General features: G+C 55.0%; 23 protein-coding genes. 12 read left to right on the forward strand and 11 right to left on the reverse strand.

What is annotated here, in order from left to right:
- The first annotated feature begins 48 nt into the window (after positions 1–48).
- The 9 genes from kdsA to HY282_06605 all read left to right on the forward strand — a co-directional run bounded on the left by kdsA (position 49) and on the right by HY282_06605 (position 8,148).
- Positions 49–867, forward strand: coding sequence for a 3-deoxy-8-phosphooctulonate synthase (kdsA, locus tag HY282_06565; GenBank protein MBI3803408.1), 819 nt, complete (start codon positions 49–51; stop codon positions 865–867).
- 79 nt (positions 868–946) lie between these two features.
- Positions 947–1,918: a KpsF/GutQ family sugar-phosphate isomerase gene (locus HY282_06570; GenBank protein ID MBI3803409.1), complete on the forward strand. Its 972-nt coding sequence runs from the start codon at positions 947–949 to the stop codon at positions 1,916–1,918.
- An 84-nt stretch (positions 1,919–2,002) separates the two neighbouring features.
- Complete coding sequence (locus tag HY282_06575) at positions 2,003–2,455, forward strand: HAD hydrolase family protein (GenBank protein ID MBI3803410.1); 453 nt, start codon at positions 2,003–2,005, stop codon at positions 2,453–2,455.
- A gap of 77 nt (positions 2,456–2,532) precedes the next feature.
- On the forward strand, positions 2,533–3,447 hold the full coding sequence (locus HY282_06580; protein ID MBI3803411.1) for a lysophospholipid acyltransferase family protein: 915 nt from the start codon (positions 2,533–2,535) through the stop codon (positions 3,445–3,447).
- Positions 3,448–3,500: 53 nt separating this feature from the next.
- Complete coding sequence (gene pgsA / locus HY282_06585; protein ID MBI3803412.1) at positions 3,501–4,043, forward strand: CDP-diacylglycerol--glycerol-3-phosphate 3-phosphatidyltransferase; 543 nt, start codon at positions 3,501–3,503, stop codon at positions 4,041–4,043.
- Between the two features lie 4 nt (positions 4,044–4,047).
- Positions 4,048–4,635 carry a glycerol-3-phosphate 1-O-acyltransferase PlsY gene (gene plsY / locus HY282_06590; GenBank protein ID MBI3803413.1) on the forward strand — a complete coding sequence of 196 codons (588 nt, stop codon included), beginning with the start codon at positions 4,048–4,050 and terminating at the stop codon, positions 4,633–4,635.
- Positions 4,632–6,503 carry a tetratricopeptide repeat protein gene (locus HY282_06595; GenBank protein MBI3803414.1) on the forward strand — a complete coding sequence of 624 codons (1,872 nt, stop codon included), beginning with the start codon at positions 4,632–4,634 and terminating at the stop codon, positions 6,501–6,503. Before plsY ends, HY282_06595 begins: the two co-directional genes overlap by 4 nt.
- Positions 6,494–7,648: a DUF4388 domain-containing protein gene (locus HY282_06600; GenBank protein ID MBI3803415.1), complete on the forward strand. Its 1,155-nt coding sequence runs from the start codon at positions 6,494–6,496 to the stop codon at positions 7,646–7,648. Before HY282_06595 ends, HY282_06600 begins: the two co-directional genes overlap by 10 nt.
- A gap of 71 nt (positions 7,649–7,719) precedes the next feature.
- Positions 7,720–8,148 carry a hypothetical protein gene (locus HY282_06605; protein ID MBI3803416.1) on the forward strand — a complete coding sequence of 143 codons (429 nt, stop codon included), beginning with the start codon at positions 7,720–7,722 and terminating at the stop codon, positions 8,146–8,148.
- Between the two features lie 445 nt (positions 8,149–8,593).
- Here the strand turns inward: HY282_06605 and HY282_06610 are convergent, their stop codons facing one another.
- Positions 8,594–9,352 (reverse strand): hypothetical protein, encoded by a 759-nt coding sequence (locus tag HY282_06610; GenBank protein ID MBI3803417.1) that lies wholly within the window; start codon positions 9,350–9,352, stop codon positions 8,594–8,596.
- 474 nt (positions 9,353–9,826) lie between these two features.
- Between HY282_06610 and HY282_06615 the strand changes: the two genes are divergently transcribed.
- Complete coding sequence (locus HY282_06615; protein MBI3803418.1) at positions 9,827–10,231, forward strand: response regulator; 405 nt, start codon at positions 9,827–9,829, stop codon at positions 10,229–10,231.
- A gap of 285 nt (positions 10,232–10,516) precedes the next feature.
- On the opposite strand, the gene HY282_06620 is transcribed toward HY282_06615, so the two are convergent.
- The 4 genes from HY282_06620 to HY282_06635 all read right to left on the reverse strand — a co-directional run bounded on the left by HY282_06620 (position 10,517) and on the right by HY282_06635 (position 12,724).
- Complete coding sequence (locus HY282_06620; protein MBI3803419.1) at positions 10,517–10,918, reverse strand: response regulator; 402 nt, start codon at positions 10,916–10,918, stop codon at positions 10,517–10,519.
- A 216-nt stretch (positions 10,919–11,134) separates the two neighbouring features.
- The gene (locus HY282_06625; GenBank protein ID MBI3803420.1) at positions 11,135–11,563 is read right to left on the reverse strand and encodes a response regulator; all 429 of its coding nucleotides are present in this window, start codon (positions 11,561–11,563) and stop codon (positions 11,135–11,137) included.
- 414 nt (positions 11,564–11,977) lie between these two features.
- Positions 11,978–12,205: a helix-turn-helix transcriptional regulator gene (locus HY282_06630; protein MBI3803421.1), complete on the reverse strand. Its 228-nt coding sequence runs from the start codon at positions 12,203–12,205 to the stop codon at positions 11,978–11,980.
- Positions 12,206–12,346: 141 nt separating this feature from the next.
- Entirely contained in the window at positions 12,347–12,724 is a 378-nt protein-coding gene (locus HY282_06635; protein ID MBI3803422.1) for a response regulator, read from the reverse strand.
- Between the two features lie 361 nt (positions 12,725–13,085).
- Here HY282_06635 and HY282_06640 point away from each other — a divergent pair, with 361 nt between their 5' ends.
- A complete protein-coding gene (locus tag HY282_06640) occupies positions 13,086–13,277 on the forward strand; it encodes a hypothetical protein (protein MBI3803423.1) in 192 nt (63 codons plus the stop codon).
- A gap of 145 nt (positions 13,278–13,422) precedes the next feature.
- Positions 13,423–13,998, forward strand: coding sequence for a TrkA C-terminal domain-containing protein (locus tag HY282_06645; protein ID MBI3803424.1), 576 nt, complete (start codon positions 13,423–13,425; stop codon positions 13,996–13,998).
- A gap of 20 nt (positions 13,999–14,018) precedes the next feature.
- On the opposite strand, the gene HY282_06650 is transcribed toward HY282_06645, so the two are convergent.
- From HY282_06650 to greA, 6 genes are all read right to left on the reverse strand, one after another.
- The gene (locus HY282_06650; GenBank protein MBI3803425.1) at positions 14,019–15,236 is read right to left on the reverse strand and encodes a hybrid sensor histidine kinase/response regulator; all 1,218 of its coding nucleotides are present in this window, start codon (positions 15,234–15,236) and stop codon (positions 14,019–14,021) included.
- Positions 15,233–16,306, reverse strand: coding sequence for a hypothetical protein (locus HY282_06655; protein MBI3803426.1), 1,074 nt, complete (start codon positions 16,304–16,306; stop codon positions 15,233–15,235). Before HY282_06655 ends, HY282_06650 begins: the two co-directional genes overlap by 4 nt.
- A gap of 27 nt (positions 16,307–16,333) precedes the next feature.
- A complete protein-coding gene (locus HY282_06660) occupies positions 16,334–17,788 on the reverse strand; it encodes an AAA family ATPase (GenBank protein ID MBI3803427.1) in 1,455 nt (484 codons plus the stop codon).
- A 162-nt stretch (positions 17,789–17,950) separates the two neighbouring features.
- Positions 17,951–18,220, reverse strand: a complete 270-nt coding sequence (locus HY282_06665) for a hypothetical protein (GenBank protein MBI3803428.1) — start codon at positions 18,218–18,220, stop codon at positions 17,951–17,953.
- A gap of 56 nt (positions 18,221–18,276) precedes the next feature.
- Entirely contained in the window at positions 18,277–19,137 is an 861-nt protein-coding gene (locus HY282_06670; GenBank protein MBI3803429.1) for an SAM-dependent chlorinase/fluorinase, read from the reverse strand.
- 35 nt (positions 19,138–19,172) lie between these two features.
- Positions 19,173–19,631 (reverse strand): transcription elongation factor GreA, encoded by a 459-nt coding sequence (greA, locus tag HY282_06675; GenBank protein MBI3803430.1) that lies wholly within the window; start codon positions 19,629–19,631, stop codon positions 19,173–19,175.
- Positions 19,632–19,635 lie beyond the last annotated feature (4 nt).

Genomic DNA, 19,635 nt, shown 5'->3' on the forward strand with positions numbered 1-19,635 from the left:
CATTCAGAGAAGGGGAATAGGTTGGCCCAATCGGTTCAAATCGGGAAGATGACCCTCGGCGACGGACACTTTTTCCTGATCGCCGGTCCCTGCGTGATTGAAAGCGAAGATCTGGTTCTCAAGACCGGCGAGCAGATCGCCCGGATCGCCGCAGCGCACCAGGTCCCGTTCATCTTCAAGTCTTCGTACGACAAGGCCAATCGAAGCGCGGTCGACTCGTTTCGGGGGATGGGGATGGAGGAGGGGCTTCGCATTCTTCAGAAGGTGAAACAGGAGATCGGCGCCCCGGTCCTCTCCGACGTGCACGGCCCGGAGGAGGCAACCGCCGCCGCGGAGGTGTTGGATGTGCTGCAGATCCCGGCCTTTCTCTGCCGGCAGACCGATTTGCTCTTGGCCGCCGGGAAGACCGGCAAGGTGGTGAACGTGAAAAAGGGACAGTTTCTCGCGCCGTGGGAGATGGCCAACGTCGTCGAAAAGGTCGAATCGACCGGGAGCCGAAAGATTCTATTAACCGAGCGGGGAGCGAGCTTCGGCTACAACAACCTGGTGAGCGACATGCGCTCGCTCGTCATCATGCGCCGGACCGGTTATCCGGTGATCTTTGACGGCACCCACAGCGTGCAGCTTCCGGGAGGGGGGGGGAAGGTCTCCTCCGGCCAGCGGGAGTTCGTCCTGCCGCTCACCCGCGCCGCGGTCGCCACCGGCTGCGACGGCCTCTTTCTTGAGGTCCATCCCTCGCCCGATCAAGCGCTGTCGGACGGTCCGAACCAGATCGACTTGTCGCAGCTCGACCAGCTCCTCTCACAGGTGAAGCGGATCTTGGAAGCATTAAAGGAGACAGAAATCAGGAGTCGGAAGTCAGAATAAAATCGAGAAGGAATAGCTTCCTGATCCTTCTTCTGTATTCTGACTCCTGGCTTCTGACTTCTTCATTAAGGATGTTGGTGTGATCTTAGAAGAAGGAAAGCGGGTTCTTAAAATTGAAGCGCAGGCGATCTTAGACCTGATCGAGCGGATGGACGGCCGGTTCGTCGAGGCGGTCGAGCTTTGCTACAACAGCAAAGGGCGGATGGTCGTGGTCGGGATGGGCAAATCGGGGCTGATCGGGAAAAAGATCGCCGCAACGCTGGCGAGCACCGGCACCCCCGCCTTCTTCCTCCATCCCGCAGAGGGAATCCACGGCGATCTCGGCATGGTCTCTAAAGACGACCTCGCGCTGTTGATCTCCAACAGCGGCGAGACCGAGGAGATCCTTCGGATTCTGCCGTCGCTCAAGCGGCTGAACCTGAAAATCATCACGATGACAGGCAGCATTAAGTCGACCCTCGCAAAGCTCAGCGACGTCATCCTCGATATTTCGATTAAAGAGGAGGCTTGCCCGCTCGGTTTGGCGCCGACCGCCAGCACCACGGCGACCCTCGCGATGGGAGATGCGTTGGCGGTCGCACTGCTTCAAAAGCGGGGATTCAAGCAGGAAGATTTCGCCTCGTTCCATCCCGGCGGGTCGCTCGGCCGACGGCTGCTCTTCAAGGTCGAAGATGCGATGCAGACCGGAAATGACATTCCGAAAGTCTCCGAGGAGACGCCGATGAGAGAGGTGGTGCTCGAGATGAGCGCCAAGAAACTGGGGATGACGACGGTCTTGGATGACGCCGGGAAGCTGGTCGGGGTGATCACCGACGGCGACCTCCGGCGTCTGATCCGTAAGATCGATCACGAAGGGCGCGAGATTTTTTCTCTGCCGGCGAAAGAGGTGATGAGCCGAAATCCGAAAACGATTTTGCGCGGGTCGCTGACGGCCCAGGCGATCCATTTGATGGAGTCGCACTCGATCACGGCGCTGATCGTGGCGGGCGCCGACGGACAGGTCGACGGCATCCTCCACCTGCACGATCTGTTGAGACGGGGAGCGGTTTAGGTGGGTCGCCGAAGCGCCCCGCTTCCGCAGCGGCGGCAAAAAGCGAAACGGATCCGCTACCTTCTTCTCGACGTCGATGGGGTCATGACCGACGGGACCCTTTATTTCGACGCCGCAGGAAATGAGATCAAAGGGTTTTCGATTTACGACGGCCATGGGATCCGGCTTCTCCAAAAGGCCGAGATCGGCGTCGGGATCATCTCGGGCCGGACCTCCGCCGTGGTGACATGGCGGGCGAAAGAGCTCGGGATCGAAGAGGTGCATCAGGGCCGCCGCGACAAGGTGGCGGCGTATGAAATGATCCGGGAGAAAAATCATCTCGCCGATGAGGCGTTCGCCTATATCGGCGACGACGTGATCGATATTCCTCTCCTTCGGCGGGTCGGCCTCTCGATTGCGGTGGCCAATGCGGTCGATGCGGTCAAGCGGGAGGTCGATTGGATTACCCAGAAAAAGGGGGGGGAAGGGGCCGTCCGGGAGGTGATCGATTTTATCCTCTCGGTTCAACGGCCGAAACAGAAAACAGGTGGAGCGTAGAAAATGACTTTGAAGCGGGACGATTCGGTTCCGCTCAATTTTCACCCTCCCCTTCATGTATTTGAAAGAGACGCGCTATGAAAGTGTGGAAAAAAATTCTTCGTTCTCTGATCTTCTTCTCGCTCACCTCGATCGCCTTCCTGACCCGTCGTCTCTCCTGGAAATGGGGGGTCCGCTTGGGGGGGGCGATCGGAACCGTTCTCTTCTATTCTCTCCGGAGGGAACGGGCCCGGTCGCTTGAGGGCCTCCGGATCGCCTTCGGCACCGGCAAAAGCGATGCAGAGCTCTATCACATCATGCGGCGCAGCTTCCAGAACCTCGGCAAAGGCTTGATTGAAATCCTCAACTTCGATCATCTGAAACCGGAGGAGATCGGCTCGTTGATCGCCGTTGAAGGGGAGGAGTATCTCGATCAGGCGGAACAAGAGGGGAATGGAACGATTCTGATCACCGGGCATATCGGCAACTGGGAGCTGATGGCGGCGGTGTTGGCGCTTCGCGGCTATCCGCTCCATGTGATCGCCGCGCCGTTGTACGACCCCCGGATCGATGAATGGATCGTTCGCCTTCGCGCCCGCTTCGGGGTGGAGACGATCAGCCGGGGAAGTCCTTCTTCTTCTAAAAAGATTTTGGGGGTCCTGCGGAAAAAAGAAATTTTGGGACTGCTGATCGACCAAGACACCAAGGTCAACGGGGTCTTCGTCAACTTCTTCAACAAAAAGGCATACACCCCGGCCGGCGCCGCGGAGCTTGCCCTCCGGAGCGGCGCGGCGACGATGATGTGCTTCGTCACCCGGCTTCCAAACGGCCGGCACCGGATCACCATCGAGAAGCCGATGACGCTTGTCCAAAGCGCCGACCATGCGAAAGATGTAGAGATCAACACCGCACGCTTTACCTCCCGGATCGAGGAGCATGTGAAGCAATATCCCGATCAATGGATCTGGATGCATCGGCGGTGGAAGACCAAGCCGGAAAAGGTGGGATCTTGATCGATGGGAAACACTCTCTCGCGCGTCGCCCTGTAACGTCTGGATAAGATCTCATGAATCTCCCGAACATTCTCACCATCATCCGGGTGCTGTTGATCCCGTTCTTTATCTTTTTCTTTTCTCAGGCGTCGTTGCGCTCGGAGATCATCGCCGGGATTATTTTCCTGGTGGCGTCGCTGACCGACCTGCTCGACGGCTATCTCGCCCGCCGGACGTCGCAGGTCACCCAGTTCGGAAAATTCCTCGATCCGGTCGCCGACAAGCTCCTCATCGTCTCGGCCTTGGTTCTTCTGGTCGGAAACGGCCGGGTGCCGGCGTGGGTGGCGATCGTCATCATCGGCCGGGAATTCGCCGTCACCGCCTTCCGCGCCATTGCGTCTTCCGAAGGGATCATCATCGCCGCGGAGGGGACCGGGAAATACAAGATGTTCCTTCAGACGGTCGCCATCATTTTCCTGATCACCGACCTTCCCTCCCCCCATTTTCATCAAATCGGCCTCGTTTTCCTCTTCGCCGCAATGCTGCTGGCGATCTATTCCGCGGGACAATATTTCATTAAATTCGGCCGGCAAGTCAACCTTCTTAAAGTCAAATAGACGCATGCTCGCCCTCGGATCGATCATCGCCGCGTATCTCCTCGGGTCGGTCCCGGTCGGGCTGATCGTCTCCAGATCGACCGAAGGAATCGACCCCCGAAAGGGGGGGAGCAAGAACATCGGGGCGACCAACGTCATGCGGGTGGCGGGGAAAAAAGCCGCCGCCCTCACCTTACTCGGCGACCTTCTCAAAGGGCTTCTGCCGGTCGTCGGCGCCCGGCTTCTCGGCCTGCCGGAAGAGGCGCTCCTCTTCGTCGGCTTTGCGGCGATCGTCGGCCATATTTTTCCCCTCTTTCTCAAGTTCAAAGGGGGAAAGGGGGTTGCGACGAGCTTCGGCGTTTTTTTAGGGCTCTCTCCCATCATCGCATTGAGCGCGCTCGTCATCTGGATCGCCGCGGCATGGCTGACCCGGTATTCTTCCGTGGGGGCTTTGTCGGCCTTCGGCGCCCTTCCTCTCTTGGCCTACCTCTTTAAACCCGATACAAAATTCATCCTCTTCTCCTCCATAATTTCAATTTTGGTGTATATTCGTCATAAGGAGAACATTCAGCGGCTCCTTTCCGGACAGGAAAAACAGGCCCATCGTCGATGAAAAATAAAATTCAGTTTCTTCTCGTCCTCGTGACGACCCTCTGGGTCGCGCTCGGGCACCCGGCGTTTGCGGAAGAGCCGACCCCGGCCGCACCGGCCGCTTCATCGGAGGCGCCCGCTCCGGCGCCGCCCGCGCCGGAGGCCGAAGCAACGGTCGCGCCGAAGGCGGCGCCGGCGGTTTCATTCGAATCGTTGCTGGAGGCCCGGCAGCTCCCTGCGTTTAAGACCGATCACGGCATTGAGCGCTCCGACCTGGCCGCAGGCTACCTTCTGCTCAAAGCGGAGGAGGCGATGGGGGAGGGACGCCTCTCCGACGCCGAGCGCCTGGGGGAAATGGCGGTGGAGTTCTCGCCCGACTCCCCCCTCCCGCAGTTCTTTTTGTCGCGCCTCGCTTGGGATAAAAACAAGACCGACCTGCCGGGCGTGGTGAAACACTACCTCGCGGCGTTGAGGCTGGGGGCGCTTGATTTCTGGTTTGCGCATGCCGTCGTCGGGACGGCGCTGGTTTTGGTCCTCTCGGCGCTCTTGCTCAATCTGCTCACCTTTATTTTGTACTCTCTTTTTACCTACAGTCCCCTTTGGATCCATCGCATTTGTGAGGGATCGCGCGGCTATTTTCATCCCCTTTTCGCCTGGTTTATTTTCGTCGCGATTCTGGTCGTCCCTTTTCTTTTGGGGCTGTCGATCTTCTGGTTTGTCTTGTTCTCTTTCCTTCTCTTCTGGGGCTTCTACAGCCGCTCCGAAAAGGTGGCGGCGCTGGCGCTGCTCGCCGTCCTCGGAACGCTCACCTGGAGTCTTCCCTTTCTCTTTACTTTTTTTACGGCGAAGAGCGACCTGCCGTTCAACGAATTGATTCGATACCAACAGCGGGATTTTTTCTGGTCTCCCCCCCGGCTCGACGTGGCGCGGACGGACGGGCGCGGCACCGTGGTCGACGCCGCCTATCACACCCAGGAAGGGGATTACGGCCCGGCGGAATTGCTCTATCAGAAAATTCTCGTCGAGCGTCCCGGCTCGGTCCTCGCGTTGAACAATCTCGGCAACCTCGCCTTCTACCGGAAAGAATATCCGAAGGCGGTTTCCTATTATAAACAGGCGATCGCCGCATCGCCGGGGCTCGTCTCTGCCCACTACAACATGAGCCTCGCTTATCGCGAGATGCTCTCCTTTGAGGAGGGGACGAAGGAATACAACGTTGCAAAAGGACTCGATGCCGGCAAGGTGGAGGAATATACGCGGAAGAGCGTCCTCTTTCCGACCCTCCCCTTGATCGACGAGCGATTCGACCCGCGGGCGCTCTGGCGGGAGACGGTGATTCCGAATGCGGCCCATCTCTCCGCGGCCGAGAAAATCTGGCAGGGGATGGCGGGCGACCTTCCGCTCAAGAGATCGCCGCTGATCGCCCTCTGCTGGCTGTTGATCCTCGCCCTTTCTCCCTTCTTGCTCGGCGGTCTTTACAACGCCTCCTTCTGCGTCATCTGCCGGAAGGCGCTCTGCAGCCGCTGTCAGAGAACCGTCCTGAGTTATCGGGTCTGCGGACAGTGCGGGACACAATTCAAATCGATTAAGAAGAGCGACCTCGCCCTCTTGGAAGGGGAAGAGAAGAAGGTTCAGCGCCGGCTCTTTCCGTTTTTTCTCCTTCCGGGGGGCGGCCATCTGGTGATGAAAAAAGCGGGGACCGGTTTTATTTTCCTCCTCCTTTTCTATTTTGTCGTCAGCTACCTTTGGCTCGGTGAAATCCTCTTCTCATCGACGCAGTGGCATCTGGACGGGGCGAGATCGATCGGCGTTCCCCTCGCGCTCTTTATCCTCTATGCCCTCTCGACCCTCGATCTTCTCCGTATCTGGAGCAAACAGACATGGCTTTAGAAGGATCGATCGAAGAGTTTGGACTCCCTGAGATCTTTCAGATGATCGTCCTCCAGAAGAAAGAGGGGATTCTGATGCTGACGCATGAGAAAACCTCCCTCTCCATCGAATTTAAGCAAGGAGAAATCATCGCCGCGGGAAACGGGGACAATGATGCCCGTCTCGCCGACCTGCTGATCAAGGCGGAAAAAATCGGCGCCGAAAAGCTAAAAACCGTTTTGAAGGAGCAGAAAAAAACCAAGCGGCCGTTCATCCAAATTCTCTCCGAGGTCGGAAAGATCGCCCCGGACGACCTCAAGAAATTAAACCGAACCCTCATGGAAGAGTCGGTCTTCGAGCTCTTCGAGTGGAAGACCGGCAGCTATAAATTTGAACCGGAGAAGACCGCTTTCGACGCGAAATTCGTTGCGCCGCTCGGCACCGAATTCGTCTTGATGGAAGGGGTGCGCCGCATCGACGAATGGCCGATGCTGAAAAGGAAAATCTCCTCCCGAGAGATGGTCTTCGAAAAAATCGAGACCGCTCCGGTCGAAGCGGCTCCGGTCGACACCGTCGAAGAGAAAAATGAAGACTCGTTCGAATCGATGGGAGAGCTCTCCAGCTCAAGTGAAGAGGAATCCGAAGGGGCCTGGCTGCTTCCCTGGATTGATGGGAAACGGACCGTTCAACAAGTTATCGATCATTCACAAGCGGGCGCGTTTCCGGTTTATAAAGGGCTCTGCGACCTCCTCGCCGAAGGAAAAGTCACCCTCAAAGAGGCGCCGCAAAAAGGGCAAACAAGGAAAGGAAAATCGCTTTCGTTCAAAGAGCTCTCCCGGCAGCAGCAAGCGATCCGCATTTTTTCAAACACGATCGCCGGCGCCGCCCTGATCGCCGCATCGATCTTCTTTTCACGCTCCGTCTACCTTTCGGTCTCAAGCGCGCTGCGGCCGCTCGCGGAGATCTACGCCCTTCGCACCGGATTAGAACGTGACACCCTTTTCTTCGCGGTCGATCTCTACTACTTGAAACACCACCGATATCCCGATTCCCTTCAGCAACTCGTCGCGGAAAACTTCCTGAAATCGGACCGGGAAAGAAAGATCGACCTGACCAAATGGAACTACACCCCCAACGGATCTTCTTTCACATTGATTCATCGGTGACTTGATTTAGATATTTCATTGTGAGATATTCCCTAGTAGTCATGTAAGGCTCTGAACGGAGGAGACAACGAATGGGAAAAAAGAAGGCGACCGAAGCAGCGGAACCGTGGAAAGAACGGGGCATCCCGAGAACCTTTGGAGAGAAGGCTTATCGGCTCCAACAGCTCTTTACCGACTGGCTGGATGGAAACATGGACCGTCTCAAATTTCGGGATGACGGCGACTGGATTACCACCCGAATGGTTGAGTTGCTGCTGCTGGAAAAGGCGGCCGAGTGCAGCAGCCGCACGCGGGTCGACTCGATGCGGCTGGTCGCCACCGACATGATGTCGAAGATCGTAAAAGATCCTACCACGCTCAAGGAGATCGAGGCCAAGATCGACGAGCTGTTCAGAGATCTCGAAGCCTATGACGAGATGGGCCTAAATGACCCACGCTACCACGCCAAGGTCCGCGAGCTAACAGACAAGTTGTCCGGAAAAAACAAACCGACAGAATAAAACCATCCGCTATTAAAGCTGATCCGCATCGCTCTCTTCTATTTGGCTTATCGTACTTAACATAATATGTATTATCAGACGTTACTTGTCACAGTCCGCCGTGGATTCGTCATCTAATAAAACGCTTAGGAATCGACCCTCGCTGATATACTTTTCAACATGTTAGAACTCTTAGGTGTTGAAGATCACGGAGCAACTATTACTGTGACACTCCGCCTGAATAAGCGTCTCGCGGGGTACTTTATGGGAATATTGGACCACGTGACAGGAATCGCCCGGCAGCTCCACTGGAAAGCGAAATGCGGCAATGCTGAGCGCCGGGCAATCCTTAAAAGCCTTCCCAAATGGCTATACCAGAAGAAATTAACTAAAGTCCGAGATGAGATTTACAATCTTACCCCACGAATTTATGAAAGATTCTCTCCAGATTAGTCAAATTGAACCCCTATAATTCAGTATGAGCCCTCCACGCAAAACCGCGACTTGCCGGAAAAGCAACCACCAAATCATAAAGAGCCTGAATTACATCATCAAGTAAACTCGGCCGTCCAGAAAAAAAGTCTTCGACTATTGGCTCACTGTCCGTAATCTCTTTTATATACTTTTGTGCGGCAGCATCTGCAAAGTAAAATCTAAACTGCCTAAGCAATTTACCACCAGCACTAACCCGGGATATATAAGGTTCTTTGCCTGAAACAAAAAACTTGCTATAACCAATAAATAATTCACCTGCATCGTAATGAAAGGCCAGCTTATTACGTATCGTCCAAAGAGCTTTCACAAGAGGATCACTGGAATTTTTACCGTGAGCAGACTCATAAGCAGCCTTTTTTAACGAATTCCAGGAAGCCCTTCCTTTCGAGCTAATTTTATTTACCAGCTTCGCAAACGCAGGGTGATTTATTATGTTTTTATTCTTCCTTATCAACCTAAGAAGTTCATCGATGACCCCCGCCAAAATTCGCGTAATAACCGTGTCCAATCCACAAAGCTGTCCCCTTTTTTGTGAGACTGCAGTAAGATCCTTTAAACGATCATCTAAAAAAGCCTGCACATAAATTGTATCGCGAAGATCATTTAAAACAAGCGCCAGAGCCAATATTAAATTACAGACGTATTGTGGTGTCTCATTATCACCGATAAAAACCGCCGGATCGAAAGTTTCGAGTGAGCTCAGATCCGACCATATCTCATCGAACTCCATCAAAACCCCCTCTTCCCAATAATTTATTAAATTTTCCCAAATTAACATTTTCTATTTTAAAAGAAAAGAATAAAGCCAATGAAACTAAGGTATCCGAGAGAGCTGACAGCGCGCCCCGAAAAGCGGTCACGCCGCCAGCATTCCCGATCTATCAGTATGCCAGCTTTCCCCTTTTATTCATCCAATCCACCCCCCGACCTCGAAGCGAGGGGGGCGGTTGGATGAATTTTAAAAGGGAGGAAACCATGACATACACGATCACCGGGACCATCGCAGGCAAACAGTACTCTTTCGCGTCACCGTGTCTCAGTAAAGCGGTGGCCCGTTGGGCCGAACTGAAAGATGTTGCAAGGAATAATTTTGAGTTTAGAAGCAGCACAAATCTCCGCTCAATTTTGAGCTTCTGAAGTAACTCTGCTAGCATACCAACTGGTTATTTATGTATAATACGACTAGATCCCCCTGAGCTTAGAGATGAGAGAGACGGCGCGCAGTATTTTAATCGTCGATGACCATGAAGATACCCTGAAGCTTTACTCACAGGTTCTCTTGAGAAACGGTTATGAAGTCGCGATCGCGAGAGATGGGGAAGAGGCGCTGGAGTGGATCGACAAATACCCGCCCAACCTCGTTGTCCTGGACATCATGATGCCAAGCCTCAATGGGTGGGAGGTCTGTCGGAGGATTAAAAATACCCCTGCCTTGAGTTCCGTGATCGTCCTGATTGTCAGCTCAGGCATTCGCCGCGACGGGGCCTTACAGCAACTCGCTTCCGAGTGCGGCGCGGTGGAAGTGGTGCCGAAGCCACTTTCCCCACCGGAGCTTCTTACCAAAATTAAGACTTATCTTAAAAACCCTCCCTCCAGATCAGCCGCTTAGTTGTGTTCGCTTCTCGTAGGCTTCCTATTACGTCTCGTCGGCCCTTTTGAAAGGCACCCTACCCTCCTTGCCGGGACTCTTTTTAATTCCGCTCACTCCCTTCCTTGGAAGGATAGTCCGGCGCAGGGGATGCCTGCGCTTTCGATTCTCTCAATGTCAAAAAAGAAAGGCGTCAGCGACAACCGGCCGGGCGATGTGGTCAGATATATCGGTGATTTGAAATAGAGCGGATGATGGATAAATGAATATACTTTATCGCATTAGAACGGGTTTCTGAAAGAACAATCAGACGATACGAAGGGAGGGCGCCTTACTGGACCTTGAAAGATGTTTTCTCACATGCTCTAATATTTCTAATGGGTATACAGGTTTAATCAGATATTGGCAAACACCCAAAGCATAGGACCGCTCGATCAAAAGTTTGTCCGGCATGGCGCTGACGATTAAAACCGGGACGTTCTTCATGCTTGCGAGGTTTTTGAGCGTTTCGAGAACGTTTAGGCCATTTCTGTCCGGAAGGATTAAATCGAGGATCACCAGCGCAGGCGCCTCTCGCTTTGCGCGCTCAATCGCCTCCGCGCCGCTTCTTGCCGGAACAACAAGATACCCCCCTTCTTCCAAAACGGCCGAAAGGATCGTAATGGTATCTGCATCGTCATCGACTGCGAGGATCTTGGGGACGGCCACCGGTATTGACCTCAATGAATGCTTATCATAGCAATCATATACCGGAAGCCTTTCCGTTCGCAATCATAATTGGCGCTTCATACAAGAGCCTGAGTCGGCACGGGAGGAGGTTGTCAAACGAACAGGGTAACGCTTCAGAATAAACAATATAGGAATCCGGCGCCTTCTTTACAGAAAAAGAAGCCGATCGGCCCCTTGCGATAAAGTTCGGTTGTCTTAACAGGCCGCTTTATTCCCCCTGGGAAGATGCTCCCTCACCCGATTCAAGAGATCTGAAGGGTAGATCGGTTTCGTCAAATATTCGCGGACGCCGAGGGAATACGATCGTTCCTTGGAATATTTATCCGACATCGCGCTCACGACTAAAATGGGGACATTCTTTAAAGGGGCGATCTTTTTAATCGCCTCGAGAATGTCTAGACCATTTCTATCTGGAAGGATTAAATCGAGTAAAACCAGCGCAGGCAACTCTCGCTCAGCAAGCTCAATCGCCTCTGCGCCGCTCCTTGCGGAGATAACCGCATACCCCGCCCTTTCCAGGATGCTGGAAAGGATCGTAACGGTATCTGCATTGTCATCGACCGCCAATATCTTGGGGATCGCGGAGCCGATATCGGCCTCCATATGAGGGTTATAAAGCGTCATATCACACCGAAGCCTTTCTACTTGCAACCATAATTAGAGTTAAATAAACGCTTTAGATGTTTAGATATACGAAGCGGCGTCCGCCATAAAGGTTGCCTCAAAAAAGGAGGTCGATACGCAACCAGACGGAATGCTAACACAATGAAGATCGGCTATCTGTCATTCAACGTACACGGGTAACGCAATGATAACCGAATCCTCGTCGGGCGCGGTTCACTGACCGTCGGAGATCGGCTTTCTCTCTTTATTCATCCAATCCATCCCCGACCTCGAAGCGAAGGGGGAGGTTGGATGAATTTTAAAAAGAGGCGCTGATGATACAAGATTTTTACAGATGAGACAGGCTGGATTTATCGGGATCCGAGCGCGGAAATTCTTTTCTTTGTCGAGAGGCGAATGGCGGTGAGACGACGATTAACTGAACGTTCCTTCAAAATTCAGATAGCCCTTTTGAACGGCATAGTGGACCAGCTGTCCGCTATGCCGCAGGGCGAGCTTGTTCATGATCTCGACACGGTGCATTTGGACCGCATCGATCGACAGACAAAACTTCTCGGCCAGCTGCTGATCGGTTAAGCCCTCTGCCACGAGTTGAAGCACTTCCTTCTCTCTCTTCGTCAGTCCACCAGACACAGATTCCATCGATGTATCTCCATTGGGTTAAGTGGGGGCGGCAGAGTCATTTATACCAGAGTTTTTTGAATCGGCAAGTTCAGGCGGATAAAATCGGCGGACCGACCGACGCAGGAGCAAAGGGAATACGAAAGGAGGAAAGGTCAAAGACTACATTTCAATGGCAGGAAGGTGCGTTTTGATTTTTTGAAGGAGCCCCTCCGGGCTGAGCGGTTTCGTTAAATAATCACTCGCGGAGAGGGGAAAGCCTTGCTCAGGCTGAAAAGAGCCGACCTTTTCGGTCAGTATTAAAATAGGAATGTCTTTGGTGATTGGATTTTTGCCGAGCGCCTCGAAGACGGCACTCCAATCTCTTCTCGAATGAAAGACATCCACCACGATCAAGGAGGGGATATCTCGCTCGGCATTCCGAAGGACTTCCGAGCCCTCTTTCGCCGTGATGACGGTATATCCGGCGCTCTGAACGATCGCCGCGATAATTTCGAGCATGTCGACCATCTCATCGACCACTAAGATTTTATGAGGCAACGTCCACCCTTCACCTCTTATTCAGTTCAATCCTGAAGAGAGCCGCCTTGGATTTTATAGAAAGCGCTTCCCTATTACAATCGATGAAATACTCTGCGGAGTTCAACGCAACGCCGGCAAAAGCGGCGTTCCGGCCGGATCGTGCCCCGGATCATGTCGATCATGCGGAGAAGCGTACCCAAGGAGAGATCGGGCTGCGATTGAAACAGAGGGTGGGCCTCCCCTCTTCTTGAAGCCCTCCCCTTTTTGTCGGGATACGCTGAATAGAAATAATGCAATTAAGTATTTACAGCTCCTGCCTTTCATGATAAATTCACCAGACGGGCATACGACGGCCGATGGCCGCCAAGGAGGGAGGCGAATGAAGACACGCATCGTGATGGAATTGGGATTCGTGAGGGTCGAAACATCCAAGATGGTTCTTTTCGTCAGCACGCAAGGGAAGCACCGGAGAAAGATCGAGGCGATCAAAAAAGCGCTGGTCGAACATCCCGACGCGGAAATCTTCGGCCTGACCGCGCTGGAACTCAATGAGCTCCAGATTGAAAGATAACGAAGACCGGCCCGCGTCCCGTTCCCGAAATAACCCTCTACTGTATCGCCTCGGTATCGCCTCAAACGCGCCCGAATCCGATTTGTCCATTCCGCGCCATCCGTGCTAGAATAAACCGTTTTTTCAAATAGGGGAGAGAACCGGGATGGGAAGTTGGCGGCGGATCAAGCGCGATCTTGCGTTGGCAGCGATGGGGGTTCAGGAGGCGACGGTCGCCATCGCCGAGCGGGTTCACCAACGGGTGGAGACGGTCAAAACGTCCTTGGCGATGGCCGACCTGGAACAGCAGATCCGGCAGAGCCAGGCGACGCTCGGTGAGAAGATTTATCGAAAGCTAGAGGCCGGCGTGACCGATCTCGATCTTCTGTCGAAGGAGACCGAGCTCGCCCTTCTCGGGAAAGAGATCGAAGCGCTTCAAGCGGAGCTGACGATTCTCGAAGCGCACACCGCCGTCGATGAGCCGGTCCATCTCTTCGAGCAGCTGCTCGCCCAATCCGACCTCGTTTTCCAACAGGTGACCGTCTCGGAGCAATTTCCTTGGATCGGAAAACCGCTTCGGGAGTGGGCGTTGCCGGAGGACATGCGGATTCTCTTCGTTCAGAAAAACAGCCAGGTCGAAATCGCTTACGGCGGGACGATCATCGGGATGCACGACCAGGTCGCCTTCATCGGCCCCAAAAGTAAAACCTACCTCTACAAACACTTCTGGATCACCCGTTAGCGCCGTCTTTATCCGTTTGATCAGCTGCTCACCTCCGCCTGTGAGATCCGGTGCGGGAGCAAAACGATAAAGGTCGTCCCCTTTCCGAAGACACTCTCGACGGCAATCTCTCCCTTCAACAAGGAGACGAGCTCCTTCACGATCGCCAGCCCCAGCCCCACCCCGCCGAACTCCCGCGTCGTCGTTCGATCGACCTGATGAAACGCGTCGAAGATTCTTGAAAATTGATTCGGAGGAATGCCGATGCCGGTGTCTTGGACGACGATTTCAATCCCTTCATTCCGCAGCCGCCTCCGGATGGAGATCGTCACCCCACCGCTCTCCGTAAACTTCAGGGCGTTGGAGAGAAGATTCGTGATGATCTGCCGGATTTTGTAAGGGTCCGATTCTATCATCGGAAGGCCCTCTTCAATTTCCCACGCAACCGAGAGCGACTTCTTCTCGAACAGCGGCCGTATCCCGATATGAACATCTTCCAGCAGCTCCGGAAGATCGACGACTTCAATGTTGACCGGCATTTTTCGAGATTCGATTTTGGTGAGATCGAGCAGGTCGTCGACCAGCTTCAACTGATCTCTCGCATTTTTGAAAACCCCTTCCAGCGGCTCCTTCTGCGTGTCGGCCACCGGACCGTACACCCCGTCAAGCAACAGCTGGGTGTAGCCGATAATGGCATTGAGCGGGGTCCGCAGCTCATGCGAGACGGCGGAGAGAAAATACGACTTCGTTTGATTCGCCTCCTCCGCCTCGATCGTTTTTTGTTTCAGCTGCTGATTGGCCCCGAGGAGTTCGGCGGTTCGCGCTTCCACCCGGCTTTCCAATTGGGAATGCGCCTCCCACAGCGCGCGCTGGGCGGCCTCGTATTCCGTCCGCAACCGCTCCTTCTCCAGCGTCTCCTTCACCGACAAAGAGAGCTGGAAGAGATATTTCTTCAGGACATAATCGCTGAGCCCCGCCTTCATCCCCTTCACGGCGATCTCTTCATTCCCGGTGTCGGTCACCATGATGACGGGGAGGTGAGGATGACGCTCCTTGAATTGGGAGAGGACCCAGAGCCCGTCGGTCCAGTTGAGCCGATAGTCGGTGAAAACCAGGTCGAAGCCGCCCCGGGCGATCGCATCGTCAAAATCTTTTTTTCGAAAGGCTTCGGTATAAATCGATGCGGGATACTCTTTCTTCAATTCCTGAATAATCAGCTCGCGATCATCCGGATTGTCGTCGACGATCAGAAACTTCAACGCGCCTCCCGCCGCTCCTGCGGCTCGGCCACTTCAAGCTCAATCCAAAACCGGCTTCCGATCCCCTCGGACGAATCGGCCCCCACCCGACCGCCCATGATTTCAATCACCTTTTGAACCGTCGACAGGCCCAGACCAAATCCGGGATATTCCTCGATGCTATGCAGACGGACGAAAGGAGAAAAAATCCGACCCAGATTTTCGGATGAAATCCCGATGCCATTGTCCTGAATTTCGATCCGGCAAATTCCGACGCGCACGGAGGCGGAGAGGGTCACCCGGGGCCGGGTTCCGGGGGCGACATATTTAACGGCATTCGAGAGGAGGTTGGTCAACGCCGCTTTCAGCAGGGTCGGGTCGGCCTGGACGGCGGGAAGATCTCCCTCGACGCGGACCTCCCCCTTCGCCGCTTCGACCTCCTCCTCCACGTTCCTCAAACAGCTTTCCACCAAAGAGGCGAGGCGGACGCTGCGGAGGGCGATTTTCTTCTGTCCCAGCCGGGAAAATGCCAGGAGTGAATCGATTAACTCCCATGCCTGCTCGGCAACGGAGTAAATGCGCTCGAGCTGATGCTGTCCGCGCGCATTGAGCTTCTCCGGCTGTTCATTGATTAATAATTTTGCAAAGCTCGAGATTACACGCACCGGCGCCCGCAGGTCGTGCGTCAGCGCTTGAGCGTAGGTCTCCAGCTCATCGTTGCGAACCTTCAGCTCGGAGGAGAACTGTCGCGAACGGAGCAATACATCGACCCGCACCTGCAGTTCCACCTTGTCCACCGGATTGATAATCAACTCGTCTATACTTTCCCAGAGGTGCTGTTTGAAGAGGCCGACATCGTGTCTCGGAACGATCAGGAGGAACGGAAGAAATCGGGGACGATCGGCCTCTCTCCTCGATTGGATTTCTTTGACCCAGCGATGGAGGGCCGGGCCGTCGACGATGCCGAGGTCAAAGGGTTGGCCGAGCGCCGCTTCGGAATCAGCGACAACCACCGGGTGGCGCGGCTCCAGCCATTCCGCCAACAGCCGGCGATTTTCCTTATGGTCGATCAGAAGCAAGATACGGTTCATATCACTACGTTTAGGGTCCGACGCGGTTCACTGGGTTTTAGGCGGGGAGACCCATTCGGGGATCCCTCTGAGGATGCCCCGCAGCTCGGTCAACGGCCGGCCGACCTTCACCCCGTCGCCGGTAATTTCAATCTCCCGAAGGGTCTTCTCGAAATCGGTCAGCCGCTTCTTCAACACGCCGATCGTCTTCCGCAGCTCCCCGTGCAGCTCCAGGTAGCGGAGGAAAACCAAATTATCGGCCAGGTAGCTGATGCCGACCTCGGTCGCTTTAAAGTCCCCGGTAATCTCTTCGGTTTCATTGATCAGAATGACCGTCACCCCCATGTTCTTCAGATACCGGCAAAGAGAATGGAGATGCCGGATGAGGTCTCCGCCCCGGACCGAAAGCTGATAGCCGGTCACCCCGTCGATCATGACGATCCGGGTATTTTGCGCTTCGACCTCCGCGCGAACCATCGAGGCGAATTCATCCGGGGCAAACTGAAGCGGCTCGACCTGAACGACCGAAAGGGTTCCCCGCTGGATCATCTCTTGGATCGGCACCTTGATCAACGCGGAGCGATGGAGCAGGGTCTCCATCCCTTCCTCGAATAGATAGATCACGGAGCGCTCACCCCGGGCCGCCGCCGCCTTCATGAACTGAACGCCGAGGGTCGTTTTGCCGACCCCGCTCGGGCCGGTGAAAACGCTGATCGTCCCTCGCTCCAGGCCGCCATGAAGAAGGGTGTCGAGCTGGGGCACGCCCGAGGAGATCGATTCGGCGACAAATTCTTTCTGGTGAGATTCGGGAATCAGGCGCGGCGAGATGGCCATTCCATGATCGGTCAGCCGCATCGTGTGATCGCCTCCCAAGAAATCCGATCCGCGAAACTTGGTAATGCGGACGATCCGCTGTGAATCGGAGAGTACAAGGTGGATGGCGCCATCGCACATGAATTCCAGATCGTCATCCGGCGCAGACGCCGTCCCTTCGGAGGTGAAGAGAACCGTCCCTTTTCGGGAGGTCAGAAACTGAAGAAAGGAGAGGACCTGCTTTCGGAACTGAAAGGGATCGGGGGAGAGGTAGCGGAATTGGGTCATCGAGTCGATCAAAATCCGCTGCGGATTGAGTTCCTCCATCTTCTCAATAATCTTCCGGGTCGTCGGCTCTCGCTCGACGTCGGCCGCGGAGAAGATGTCATAGGTTTTTACTTCAGAGAAAAACGCCATCGACGGGCTCAAATCGAGAAAGGAAATCCCGGTCAGATCGAGCCCCAGCGTCTCCGCATTTTTACGGATCTGCGCCTCCGCTTCCCCCAGGGTGATCAGCAACGCTTTTTCCCCATTGACGGCGCCGGCGCCGAGGAAATGGAGGCCGAGGATTGTTTTGCCGGTGCCCGGCTGACCGCTCACCAGGTAGGTTCGGGCCGGGGTCAGCCCGCCAAAGAGGATCTCATCCAGGCCGGCGATGCCGGTCGACAAACGGCGGGAGGGCTCTCTCATTAACATCTCCAGGTTAGAAGGATCGACGGGTCTAGTCCCTGTGGGTCTATTCTACTACAAATAGATGACCTTCTAAAACCACGGATCACCACTGCAAGAAAATTGGGAGACAATCGGGAGACAATTTCCGGATACAACGGCCCTCCTCTTCCCGGAGGAAGACTACGGCAATTCCTCCTCTTTCCGAAGCATCTCGACCTCCGCCAGCAGCTCCGCTTCGGTGATTATCTCCTTTTTGAGGAGGAGCGAGATCAGCGCCTCTTGGAACTGTCTGGCCCGCTCGTCCTGCCCTTTTCCACGGTCATACCCCGACCGCTCCTTTCCATTCTGCGGAGGCATCGCCGTCTGGCCCCGGCGGCTCGCCTTGGAGCCAAACCGCGCCAGCAGAATGATGGCCGAAATCCCCAACAAAAATAAAAAAAGAAATCCCATGGCTTATTCCCCGCTTATTCCCAGTTATTCCAGCCGATTCAGCCGATTCAGCCGATTCAATGGACCGGTTTTTGCGCTTCAACAAAAACCTCATCCAATAGATGAAGTTTAAGGAGGTCTCGCGCACTCCCTCCCGGAACGAAGAGCTCCAGGTGACCCGAGCTGTTGATAATCAGATTGCCGGCCCCCCGCTTCCCCTCCGCATAATGGCGTTTCAATCCGGCAAGCCGCTTCCCTTTGAGACGGAGAAGAAGCGCGTCCGGATCGGCGGTGCGGTCAAGATGGTCGGCGGTGAGATTGGTGATGGCGTTCCCGAACCGGTCGAAGTAGACAATTTTTCCGACGACCTGCGTCCCCTCCCGCCGGGGGGAGAGCCCGTTCATTAATACCGGATCGTCGATCTTCCGTCCGAGCCGCTCCTGGGAGACACCGGCCGCCAACCGGGCCGCGATCGGGGCAAATTGGTCGCGGCCTGCGAAGGTCGGACTCTTCTTGAGCGGAAGATGCGCCTCCTCGACCGAAAAGACCCGGCACCCCACCCGCTGGAGAATATAGGTGAGGAGGCCGTTGTCGGGGGCGACGTAGAGCTGATCCCGCTCGGCGGCGATCAGCCGCCGCCGGTCGGTGCCGACCCCGGGATCGACCACGGCGAGGTGGACCGTTTTTGCGGGAAAATAGAGCGAGATCTCTTTCAGAATGAACGCGGCGCTGATCAGATCTTGAGGGGCAATCTCATGGGTGATGTCGACGAGCCGGAGGGAGGGATCGTGCCGCAGCAAGACCCCTTTGACGCTTCCGACGAAATAATCGCTTGAGCCAAAATCGGTGGTGAGGGTGATGGTGGGAGCGGCGCTCGAAATTTCGGAGTTCGGATTGCGGATTGCGGAATGAGGAGCGCGTTTTTTTTTATCCGGCATCCCTCACCCCGCACGCCCGCATTCCTCGCCTCGCGTCATTCAAATGTAATTTTGAGAATTTCGTATTCGACCGTCTTGGAAGGGGTCACGATCGAGACCGAATCGCCGACCCGCTTTCCGATCAGCGCTTTTCCGACCGGCGATTGAACCGAGATCTTTCCCTCTTTCAGATCGGCCTCGTCTTGGCCGACGATCGTATACTTCTTCTCTTCGTCGTTCTGAAGGTCCATGATCGTCACGGTCACCCCGAAGACGACTTTTTCGGTCGAGAGGCCCGTCGTGTCGATCACCTCCGCATTGGCCAGCTTGTCTTCCAGCTCCCGGATCCGTCCCTCGACAAAACTCTGCTTCTCCTTGGCCGCCGCGTACTCCGCGTTTTCGGAAAGATCGCCGTGCGCCCGCGCCTCTGCAATCAAGGAGATGACATGGGGGCGCTCCACGCGCTTGAGCCGGTCGAGCTCTTCTCGAATCAGCTCATACCCTCTTTGGGTCATCGGT

The sequence above is a fragment of the Candidatus Manganitrophaceae bacterium genome, assembly GCA_016200325.1.
Lineage (GTDB): Bacteria > Nitrospirota > Nitrospiria > SBBL01 > Manganitrophaceae > Manganitrophus.